Here is a 9,156-nt window from a genome sequence, read left to right on the forward strand (position 1 = left end):
TGTCGAAGTCGCCGGCGACGAAGGCGGGGTCGGTCACCACTGCGTGCAGCAGGGCACGGTTGGTCGCCACCGGGCTGGTGTCGACCTCGGTGAGGGCCGACGCCGCTCGTCGTGCCGCGGCGGCGAACGAGGAGCCGGTGGTGATCACCTTGGCCAGGAGGGAATCGAAGCGGGGACTCACGGTCGTGCCCGCGCAGGAACCGGTGTCGACGCGGACGCCAGGGCCCGACGGCATGTCGAATCGGGTCATCGTGCCCGCGGTGGAACGGGGTTCGCCGTTCTCGTCGAGGGTCTCGGCGTTCAGACGGCACTGGATGGCGAATCCGCGCGGCGCGGGGCGGTCGGAGAGCCCGATGTCGGCGAGGGAGTTGCCGCCCGCGAGTCGGATCTGGGTGGTGACCAAGTCGATGCCGGTGATCTCCTCGGTCACCGTGTGCTCGACCTGCAGACGCGGATTGGCCTCCATGAAGTAGAAGTCCCTGCCGGACAACAAGAATTCGACCGTGCCGACGGTGACGTAGTCGGCCGCACGTGCGAGGGCGACGGCGGCGTCGAGAATCTGCGAACGGACGTGTGCGTCGAGTCCCGGACTCGGAGCGACTTCGACGACCTTCTGATGGCGACGCTGGATACTGCAGTCGCGTTCCCACAGATGGGTGATCGCGCCGTGCTGGTCGGCGACGATCTGCACCTCGATGTGGCGTGGGCGGTCGACGAGCTTCTCGACGAACAGTGTGTCGTCACCGAAGGCCGCGAGGGCCTCTGACGCACAGCGGGTGTAGGCCTCCACCAACTCATCTGAGCGCCGGACCTCACGCATCCCGCGTCCGCCGCCGCCTGCGGCGGCCTTGACCATGAGTGGCCCGTGTTCGTCGAAGAACGCGAGTGCATCGTCGAGTGTCGCGGGTCCCGAGGTGCCGGGTACGACGGGCACTCCCGCCTTCTCGGCCAACGCACGGGCGGCGGTCTTGTCGCCGAGGGCGTCGAGCGTTTCGGGTGACGGGCCGATGAACACGATGCCCGCGTCGGTGACGCCGCGGGCGAACGCGGCGTTCTCGCTCAGGAATCCGTATCCCGGATGCACCATCGAGGCGTCGGCGCTGCGGGCCGCGTCGATCACGGCTGCGGCGTCGAGATATGCGGCCGGACCGCTGCCGGGTAGTGCACGTGCGACGTCGGCGAGACCGACATGCATCGCATCGGCGTCGTCGGCGGAGTAGACGGCGATGGCCGTGTCCCCGAGTTCGTGAACGGCCCGAACGATCCGTACTGCGATCTCACCACGGTTGGCCACCAGAATTCGCGCCATGAGCTCCCACCTGTCTCTGCGTCACCGATCTGCTGACACTGACGTCAGTGTCAGAGTGATGACTGCGAATGTACACCGATGGTGTGTCCCAGGACACGTGGGCGGCTGGTACTGCGCAGGGTTCAGTCGATCTGGTCGTGTCGAGCCGTCACGAGAGTGCGGATGGCGTCGTCGGAAGGAGGGTTCGACGGCTGGAACCGGATGGTGCCCTTGTCGATGTCGAATCCGTCGAACGCGGGCGCCGCTGCCGACACCGCATCGGCGCTGAACGGATAGATGCCGATGTGCTTCTTCGCGCGCATCACCGAGAGCAGTGGTTTGCCGCGATAGACCAGCGCGGGCATCCCATAACCCGTGCCCTGGTCGGTGTCTGAGACGGTCGCGCGCGCCGTCGAATAGATGTGGTCGATGACAGCTCGGTCATCGTCGTCGAGACCGGCCAGATAGTCGTCGATGGTGCCCATGTCTCAGCGTGGCACAGTACCTGTGCGGCACAGACGCGATCTGCGCTTCCAGTGCCGCCGGGGCCTCACCACGACATCTCGGGAACCTGGTCGGCGGTCACCTTGTCGAGGTCGTCGAGAGCCTTCTTTCTTGCGTTGTCGTCGTCGGCGTTCGTCGCGGTGTCATCGACCGCGGCCGCGTCGTCGGAGGAGTTCCGGGCTGGTTCACGATGTCCGGCGTGACCGTGGTGCGGTTTCCGCTTCGGCCTGCCACTGGGAATGATCGAGCCCGCTCCGGCGAGCATGGGGAACTCCTCCTCGGCCTGCTTGTCCAGATCCGCTTCGACGTCGGCGGCCTTCGGCGCCGCGCGCAGCGACTTCCAGAGCAGCACGAGCAGACCTGTGATCAGCACACTCAACACGATCGTCGACGCTGCGATGTTGGGAAGTTGGGTCAGGCCGTAGACCAGTGCCGCCACCGTCGCCGCCGCGGGCATCGTGACCACCCAGGCCACCGCCATCTTGCGGAACACTGCCCAGTTGACGGTGCTGTTGCGGTTGGTGGTGCCCACTCCCGCGACCGAACCGGCAACCGTGTGGGTCGTCGAGACGGGCGCGCCGAGAGCCGTCGACCCGAACAGTGCGATCGCCGCACCCGTCTCGGCGCAGAATCCGCTCACGGGACGCAGCCGGGTGATGCCGCTGCCCATGGTGCGAACGATGCGCCAACCGCCCGACAGTGTGCCGAGTGCAATGAACAGATAGCAGCCGAGGGCCACCCAGTCGGGTACCGGGAGTGACGAGCCGGTCTTGGTGAGGTGGCCGGTCGCGACGAGGAGTCCGGCGACGACACCCATGGTCTTCTGGGCGTCGTTGCCGCCGTGGGCGAGCGAGATGGCGCCCGACGACGCGAGCTGGAACCAGCGGAAGAGTTTTTCCGTGCGCAGGACGGGCGCGCGGAAGAGCACTGCGCGCAGGATCAGCATGAGTGTCCCGCCGAGCAGCAGACCCGCCAATGGCGAGATCACGATGAATGCCGCGGTCTTCTCGACGCTCGACGCCTTGATCGCGTCGATGCCGCCCTTGACCAGCGCCGCGCCGACCAGTCCACCGATGAGCGCGTGCGACGACGACGTCGGGATGCCGAAGTGCCACGACAGGAAGTTCCAGATGACTGCCGCGAGCAGTGCGGCAAAGACCACGGCGACGCTGTAGTACTGCGACTTGACCGTCTCGCCGACTGTGTCGGCGACCGCGGTGCCGATCAGGAAGAAGGCCAGGAAGTTCCAACTCGCCGCCCAGAGGACCGCGACCTTGGGCCTGAGCACGTGCGTCGCGACCACGGTGGCAATCGAGTTGGCGGAGTCGTGGAAGCCGTTGGTGAAGTCGAACAGCGCCGCGAGCGCGATGATGCCGACGACTGACAGTGTTGTGAGGTCCACGAATCCAGAGTGGGCGTCCCCTGAACGCGACGCCGCCGGTATCCGGTGCGGTGAGAAAGCCTTCGAGCAGAGTTCACCGGATGGTCATTCTCGCGGGGCAAATGTCCGGTTCGTATCGCGGTCGTGATCGCCACTGCACGCTTCGGAATTCGTCGCGAGTCGGGGTGGGTCAGAGGGTCGACGGCACGGGTTTGGACTGTTCGTGCAGTTCGCGTAGGATTGAACGTCGGTGCGCTTGTCGTGCCGGCATGCGCATGCCATCCACTCGATGGGCGTGGCCGGAGACATCGTGACCAGGCCCCGCTCGCAAGGCGGGTGCCAACACACTAACGGATAAACACTGATTCAACCGGGCGGTGGGGTGAATCGTTCGTCGACCAGGCCTGTGGCCGGCGAACGGATCGCGACACCGCCGAGGATCGCGGAGGACATGGCGAAGAAAGACGGGGCCATCGAGGTCGAGGGACGGGTCATCGAACCCCTGCCCAATGCGATGTTTCGCATTGAGCTGGAGAACGGTCACAAGGTTCTCGCCCACATCAGCGGCAAGATGCGGCAGCACTACATCCGCATCCTGCCCGAGGACCGGGTCGTCGTGGAACTCTCGCCGTACGACCTCGGTCGCGGGCGCATCGTTTACCGATACAAGTAAGACTTCCCGGCCGAGACCGGTCCGGGACAACCCACTCGTGCGGTGTGGCCATCTGGTCGTGCCCACGGGCGACAACAGGAGAGATTGACGTGAAGGTTCAGCCGAGCGTCAAGCCGATCTGTGAAAAGTGCAAAGTGATCCGCCGCAACGGCCGGGTCATGGTGATCTGCGAGAACTTGCGCCACAAGCAGCGTCAGGGCTGATCACACCCGAGGTCGCAGACCGCGGGGCACCCCCACCAGATCGCTTGGTGACACACACAACTGAATATGCACACCAGAGCTGAGCAGAATTTGTGAAGCCCTCCCAGCACCAGCGGCGACAGACGCGTCACCGCCCACCTCCGGACTGTGTCATGCGGGACACCGCAGACACCGCGAAGCGAGTGCATCTCACTTCGTGCAGAGGCCGGGGCCTCTCGCAGAGTAGGGGACGGACTGGGAGAAGACCTCTGAAAAGTAAAGGAAATCCGCCACATGGCACGTGTTGCTGGTGTCGATCTTCCCCGCGAGAAGCGGCTGGAGATCGCACTGACCTACATCTACGGAGTTGGCCGTACCACCTCCAAGGAGATCCTTGCGGGCACCGGGCTCAGCCCCGATCTGCGCGCCAAGGACCTCACCGACGCAGACGTCGCAAAGCTGCGCGAGTACATCGAAGCCTCGGTGAAGGTCGAGGGTGATCTGCGCCGCGAGGTGCAGGCCGATATCCGTCGCAAGATCGAAATCGGCTGCTACCAGGGACTGCGCCACCGTCGTGGCCTGCCCGTTCGTGGACAGCGCACCAAGACCAATGCCCGCACTCGTAAGGGCCCGAAGAAGACCATCGCCGGGAAGAAGAAGTAATGCCTCCGAAGTCACGTAGCGCAGGCCCCAAGAAGGGCACCCGCCGTCGCGATAAGAAGAACGTCCCGCACGGCAACGCACACATCAAGTCGACGTTCAACAACACCATCGTGTCGATCACCGACCCCAACGGCAATGTCATCAGCTGGGCATCGTCGGGTCACGTCGGCTTCAAGGGCTCGCGCAAGAGCACCCCGTTCGCGGCTCAGCTCGCGGCCGAGAACGCTGCGCGCAAGGCCCAGGAGCACGGCGTCAAGAAGGTCGACGTGTTCGTCAAGGGACCGGGGTCGGGTCGCGAGACCGCCATCCGGTCGCTGCAGGCAGCCGGCCTCGAAGTCGGCACCATTTCCGATGTCACCCCGCAGCCGCACAACGGTTGCCGTCCGCCCAAGCGGCGTCGGGTCTAGCGGGAAAGGGAGGAAGAGAAAACATGGCTCGTTATACCGGCCCCGCAACAAAGAAGTCCCGTCGTCTGCGCGTCGACCTCATCGGAGGAGACCAGGCGTTCGAGCGTCGCCCCTACCCGCCCGGCCAGCACGGCCGCTCGCGGATCAAGGAGAGCGAATACCTGCAGCAGCTGCAGGAGAAGCAGAAGGCACGCTTCACCTACGGAGTGATGGAGAAGCAGTTCCGTCGCTACTACGAGGAAGCCAATCGCCGTAACGGCAAGACCGGCGACGAGCTGCTGCGCATCCTGGAGACCCGCCTCGACAACGTCGTGTACCGCGCCGGTCTGGCACGTACCCGTCGTCAGGCACGTCAGCTGGTGACCCACGGCCACTTCACCGTCAACGGTGTCCGCGTGGACGTCCCCAGCTACCGCGTCAGCCAGTACGACATCATCGACGTCCGTCCGAAGTCGCTGCAGACCACCCCGTTCCAGATCGCCAAGGAGCTCGTCGGCGATCGTCCGGTTCCGGGCTGGCTGCAGGTGGTTCCGTCGACGCTGCGCATCCTCGTGCACAACGTGCCCGAGCGCGCGCAGATCGAGGTTCCGCTGCAGGAACAGCTCATCGTCGAGTTCTACTCGAAGTAGCGCACGGGGGCTTGTGCCCCTGCGTACCCCCGACGGGACCCGCGTGGTTGCCGATCGGGGGGCGCGCGAAATCCAGAAGCCAAGCAGCACAGAGGCTGTTCGGTCCACTTCTAGGCCGTCATATAGCGGTCGGCCACAGGGAGAAAACAAGAAATGCTCATCTCACAGCGACCCACCCTCACCGAGGAGATCATCGCCGACGACCGGTCGAAGTTCGTCATCGAACCGCTCGAGCCCGGCTTCGGTTACACCCTCGGTAACTCGCTGCGTCGTACCCTGCTCAGCTCGATCCCGGGTGCTGCGATCACCAGCATCCGCATCGACGGGGTGCTGCACGAGTTCACCACCGTCCCGGGTGTCAAGGAAGACGTCACCGACATCATCCTGAACCTCAAGGGCCTCGTGGTGAGCTCCGAAGAGGACGAGCCCGTCACCATGTACGTGCGTAAGCAGGGTCCGGGCACCGTGACCGGTGCCGACATCGTGCCGCCCGCAGGCGTCACGGTGCACAACCCGGATCTGCACATCGCCACCCTCAACGACAAGGGCAAGCTCGAGATCGAGCTCGTCGTCGAGCGGGGTCGTGGGTACGTGCCGGCCGTGCAGAACAAGGCGTCGGGCGCCGAGATCGGCCGCATCCCGGTCGACTCGATCTACTCGCCGGTGCTGAAGGTCACCTACAAGGTGGAGGCCACCCGTGTCGAGCAGCGCACCGACTTCGATCGTCTGGTGCTCGACGTCGAGACCAAGAACTCGATCAGCGCACGCGACGCCCTGGCGTCTGCGGGCAAGACCCTGGTCGAGCTGTTCGGTCTCGCTCGCGAGCTCAACGTCGAGGCCGAGGGCATCGAGATCGGGCCGTCGCCTGCGGAGGCTGACCACATCGCGTCGTTCAGCCTGCCGATCGAGGATCTCGATCTGACCGTGCGTTCCTACAACTGCCTCAAGCGCGAGGGTGTGCACACCGTCGGCGAGCTGGTTGCGCGTACCGAGTCGGATCTGCTCGACATCCGCAACTTCGGTCAGAAGTCGATCGACGAGGTGAAGGTCAAGCTGCACGCTCTGGGTCTGTCGCTCAAGGACAGCCCGGCCAGCTTCGATCCGTCGCAGGTCGCCGGTTACGACCCGGCTACCGGTACGTGGTCGGATGACGCGTCGTTCGACGCCGACTCCGGTGAGGATTTCGCGGAGACCGAGCAGCTCTAGTCGCTGCGACTGCCAAACCCCTGACTCGTCGAGCGATCGTCGGGTCCTCCTAGGAGAAGACAATGCCCAAGCCCACCAAGGGTGCCCGCCTCGGCGGGTCGGCCAGCCACCAGAAGGCGATGTTGGCGAATCTCGCCACCTCGCTCTTCGAGCACGGCCGCATCACCACCACCGAAGCCAAGGCCAAGCGCCTGCGTCCGTACGCGGAGAAGATCATCACCCACGCCAAGGCCGGCAAGCTGGCCAACCGCCGTGAGGTGATGAAGGACATCCGCGACAAGGACGTCGTGCACACACTGTTCGCCGAGATCGGCCCGTTCTTCGCGGACCGTCCGGGCGGCTACACGCGCATCATCAAGACGCTGCCACGCAAGGGCGACAACGCCCCGATGGCCGTGATCGAGCTGGTGCGTGAGAACACCGCCTCGACCGAGGCCACCCGCGCAACGCGTGCGGCCGCGTCGAAGAAGGCTGCTGCCGACAAGGCCACCGCGCCCGCCGAGGCGGAGAACGTGGTCGAGGCCGTGACCGACGAGGCCACGCCTGCCGAGGTCGAGAACGCCGAGGCCGTTGCCGAGGCCGTCGACGACGAGTCGACCGCCGCGACTGCGCCGGAGGCCGAGGCCGCCAACGCCGACGTCGACGGTGACAAGGCTGACGGTGACAAGGCTGACGACAAGTAGGTCGGACGGCTGAACACGCCAGACACGAACGGACCCGCCACCACTGCCGGTGGCGGGTCCGTTCGTCTGCGTTTCGACATCGGTTACGACGGAACGGATTTCGCGGGCTGGGCACGGCAGGTTGCTCAGCGTACGGTGTGCGAGACGCTCGAGACGACGCTGTCGACGGTCCTGCGGGTGCCGGTCCGGCTGACCGTCGCGGGCAGGACCGATGCCGGCGTGCACGCCACCGGGCAGGTCGCGCATGCCGACGTCCCGGCGTCGGCGCTCGACACCCGCTCGATCGGCGGCGATCCGTCGCGGCTCGTCGGCAGGCTGGCCAAGATGCTGCCCGACGACGTGCGGATCAAGGACGCTTCAAGCGTCAGCCGGCATTTCGACGCCCGGTTCTCGGCGCTGCGGCGTCACTACTGTTACCGGCTCACCGACGCGGTGTTCGGTCCCGAACCCGTCGTCGCACGCACCACTGCCGCGTGGCGTCGACCGCTCGACGTCGATGGCATGAACGCGGCAGCATCCGCGTTGGTGGGGCTCAACGATTTCGCCGCATTCTGTCGTCGCCGCGAGGGCGCGACGACGATCCGCGATCTCCAGCGGTTCGAGTGGACCCGTGATGCCGACGGCGTGCTGATCGGTGAGGTGAGCGCAGATGCGTTCTGCTGGTCGATGGTGCGGTCGCTCGTGGGTGCCGTCGCGTCTGTCGGCGACGGTAGGCGCGATATCGAGTGGTGTCGCGGGCTACTGGATCAGCGCGAACGCAGCGCTGCCGTACCCGTCGCCGAGGCGCGCGGGCTGTGCCTCGTGGGCGTCGACTACCCGCCGGTCGAGGAGTTGGCGGCGCGCAACGAGATCACCCGTGATGTGCGGGTCACGGCAACCGACGGAACGCACGAGTGCTGTGGCGGATAAGCGACGACGGTGGTAGGCGCTGTCGCGACTCTCGCCCGCGTCGGCCGCGCGGAGGAGCACTACGCCTGATAGGCGAGTGATTGCGCGTACTCAACGCGAGCCATCAGGTCTCCGATTGCTGCTGCGGAGGCCACCGGGATCGCGGTCGTGTAGGTGAGATTTCCCGCCGCCACGGAGACCTGGACGAGACCGATGGTGCGGTCTTCCTTCACCAGCAGGAACAGCAGACCGAGTCCGCAGAACAGGACTGCGGTGATCACTGCCACGATGATGGCCCACTGCGGGATCTCGCGCGTGGTGCGCGAGAGGTCGACGAAGCTCCAGCGTGACCCCCGGACCGGCGCACTGCCCACAGGTGTGAACACCTGTGCATGTGTGCACGCGATATCGCCGATCGACACCAGGATGGGGCCGTCGATGGCTGGTGTCGCCGCATAGTCGCCCGGCGCCGGGGTCGGCGGCATCTCGAAGGCGCCCCGGGACGGGCGGAACGACGGATCGGGCGGCGGAGGCGGGCTGGTCACGGCACCATGGTCGCACAGCGAGCGCGGAGTGAGGCTCGACTCATGACTGGAGTTTGTACCCGTTCGAGTCGCGGACGCTGCCGGTGAACATCATGATCGCGTCGATC

General features: G+C 65.8%; 12 protein-coding genes. 8 read left to right on the forward strand and 4 right to left on the reverse strand.

Annotated elements, in window-relative coordinates; all coding sequences use genetic code 11:
* From GOOTI_RS18030 to GOOTI_RS18040, 3 genes are all read right to left on the reverse strand, one after another.
* Positions 1 to 1,309, reverse strand: a 1,309-nt coding sequence (locus GOOTI_RS18030) for an acetyl-CoA carboxylase biotin carboxylase subunit (RefSeq protein ID WP_007240053.1), incomplete at its 3' end; no start/stop codon positions are given.
* Between the two features lie 122 nt (positions 1,310 to 1,431).
* Positions 1,432 to 1,773 (reverse strand): iron chaperone, encoded by a 342-nt coding sequence (locus GOOTI_RS18035; RefSeq protein ID WP_007240054.1) that lies wholly within the window; start codon positions 1,771 to 1,773, stop codon positions 1,432 to 1,434.
* Between the two features lie 65 nt (positions 1,774 to 1,838).
* Positions 1,839 to 3,194, reverse strand: a complete 1,356-nt coding sequence (locus GOOTI_RS18040; RefSeq protein WP_007240055.1) for an inorganic phosphate transporter — start codon at positions 3,192 to 3,194, stop codon at positions 1,839 to 1,841.
* Positions 3,195 to 3,624: 430 nt separating this feature from the next.
* Here GOOTI_RS18040 and infA point away from each other — a divergent pair, with 430 nt between their 5' ends.
* From infA to truA, 8 genes are all read left to right on the forward strand, one after another.
* Positions 3,625 to 3,846 (forward strand): translation initiation factor IF-1, encoded by a 222-nt coding sequence (gene infA, locus GOOTI_RS18045; RefSeq protein WP_005170487.1) that lies wholly within the window; start codon positions 3,625 to 3,627, stop codon positions 3,844 to 3,846.
* Positions 3,847 to 3,935: 89 nt separating this feature from the next.
* Positions 3,936 to 4,049: a 50S ribosomal protein L36 gene (gene rpmJ / locus GOOTI_RS18050; protein WP_005207978.1), complete on the forward strand. Its 114-nt coding sequence runs from the start codon at positions 3,936 to 3,938 to the stop codon at positions 4,047 to 4,049.
* Between the two features lie 273 nt (positions 4,050 to 4,322).
* A complete protein-coding gene (rpsM, locus tag GOOTI_RS18055; RefSeq protein WP_005170495.1) occupies positions 4,323 to 4,691 on the forward strand; it encodes a 30S ribosomal protein S13 in 369 nt (122 codons plus the stop codon).
* Positions 4,691 to 5,098, forward strand: coding sequence for a 30S ribosomal protein S11 (gene rpsK, locus GOOTI_RS18060; protein WP_007240057.1), 408 nt, complete (start codon positions 4,691 to 4,693; stop codon positions 5,096 to 5,098). Before rpsM ends, rpsK begins: the two co-directional genes overlap by 1 nt.
* Positions 5,099 to 5,121: 23 nt before the next feature.
* On the forward strand, positions 5,122 to 5,727 hold the full coding sequence (gene rpsD / locus GOOTI_RS18065) for a 30S ribosomal protein S4 (RefSeq protein ID WP_007240058.1): 606 nt from the start codon (positions 5,122 to 5,124) through the stop codon (positions 5,725 to 5,727).
* Between the two features lie 153 nt (positions 5,728 to 5,880).
* The gene (locus GOOTI_RS18070; RefSeq protein ID WP_007240059.1) at positions 5,881 to 6,933 is read left to right on the forward strand and encodes a DNA-directed RNA polymerase subunit alpha; all 1,053 of its coding nucleotides are present in this window, start codon (positions 5,881 to 5,883) and stop codon (positions 6,931 to 6,933) included.
* Positions 6,934 to 6,995: 62 nt separating this feature from the next.
* Entirely contained in the window at positions 6,996 to 7,616 is a 621-nt protein-coding gene (gene rplQ, locus GOOTI_RS18075; RefSeq protein ID WP_007240060.1) for a 50S ribosomal protein L17, read from the forward strand.
* Positions 7,617 to 7,625: 9 nt separating this feature from the next.
* Positions 7,626 to 8,525 (forward strand): tRNA pseudouridine(38-40) synthase TruA, encoded by a 900-nt coding sequence (truA, locus tag GOOTI_RS18080; protein ID WP_083835948.1) that lies wholly within the window; start codon positions 7,626 to 7,628, stop codon positions 8,523 to 8,525.
* Between the two features lie 59 nt (positions 8,526 to 8,584).
* On the opposite strand, the gene GOOTI_RS18085 is transcribed toward truA, so the two are convergent.
* Complete coding sequence (locus tag GOOTI_RS18085) at positions 8,585 to 9,049, reverse strand: hypothetical protein (protein ID WP_007240062.1); 465 nt, start codon at positions 9,047 to 9,049, stop codon at positions 8,585 to 8,587.
* Positions 9,050 to 9,156: the final 107 nt, after the last annotated feature.

Origin of the sequence: Gordonia otitidis NBRC 100426 (assembly GCF_000248075.1) — a bacterium.
GTDB classification, from domain to species: Bacteria; Actinomycetota; Actinomycetes; order Mycobacteriales; family Mycobacteriaceae; genus Gordonia; species Gordonia otitidis.

What these genes read in the sequence shown, in the direction of transcription:
- rpsK (WP_007240057.1), top strand. Translation starts at nt 4,691, where the DNA reads ATGCCTCCGAAGTCACGTAGCGCAGGCCCCAAGAAGGGCACCCGCCGT.
- GOOTI_RS18035 (WP_007240054.1), bottom strand. Translation starts at nt 1,773, where the DNA reads ATGGGCACCATCGACGACTATCTGGCCGGTCTCGACGACGATGACCGA.
- rplQ (WP_007240060.1), top strand. Translation starts at nt 6,996, where the DNA reads ATGCCCAAGCCCACCAAGGGTGCCCGCCTCGGCGGGTCGGCCAGCCAC.
- rpsM (WP_005170495.1), top strand. Translation starts at nt 4,323, where the DNA reads ATGGCACGTGTTGCTGGTGTCGATCTTCCCCGCGAGAAGCGGCTGGAG.
- GOOTI_RS18070 (WP_007240059.1), top strand. Translation starts at nt 5,881, where the DNA reads ATGCTCATCTCACAGCGACCCACCCTCACCGAGGAGATCATCGCCGAC.
- rpsD (WP_007240058.1), top strand. Translation starts at nt 5,122, where the DNA reads ATGGCTCGTTATACCGGCCCCGCAACAAAGAAGTCCCGTCGTCTGCGC.
- infA (WP_005170487.1), top strand. Translation starts at nt 3,625, where the DNA reads ATGGCGAAGAAAGACGGGGCCATCGAGGTCGAGGGACGGGTCATCGAA.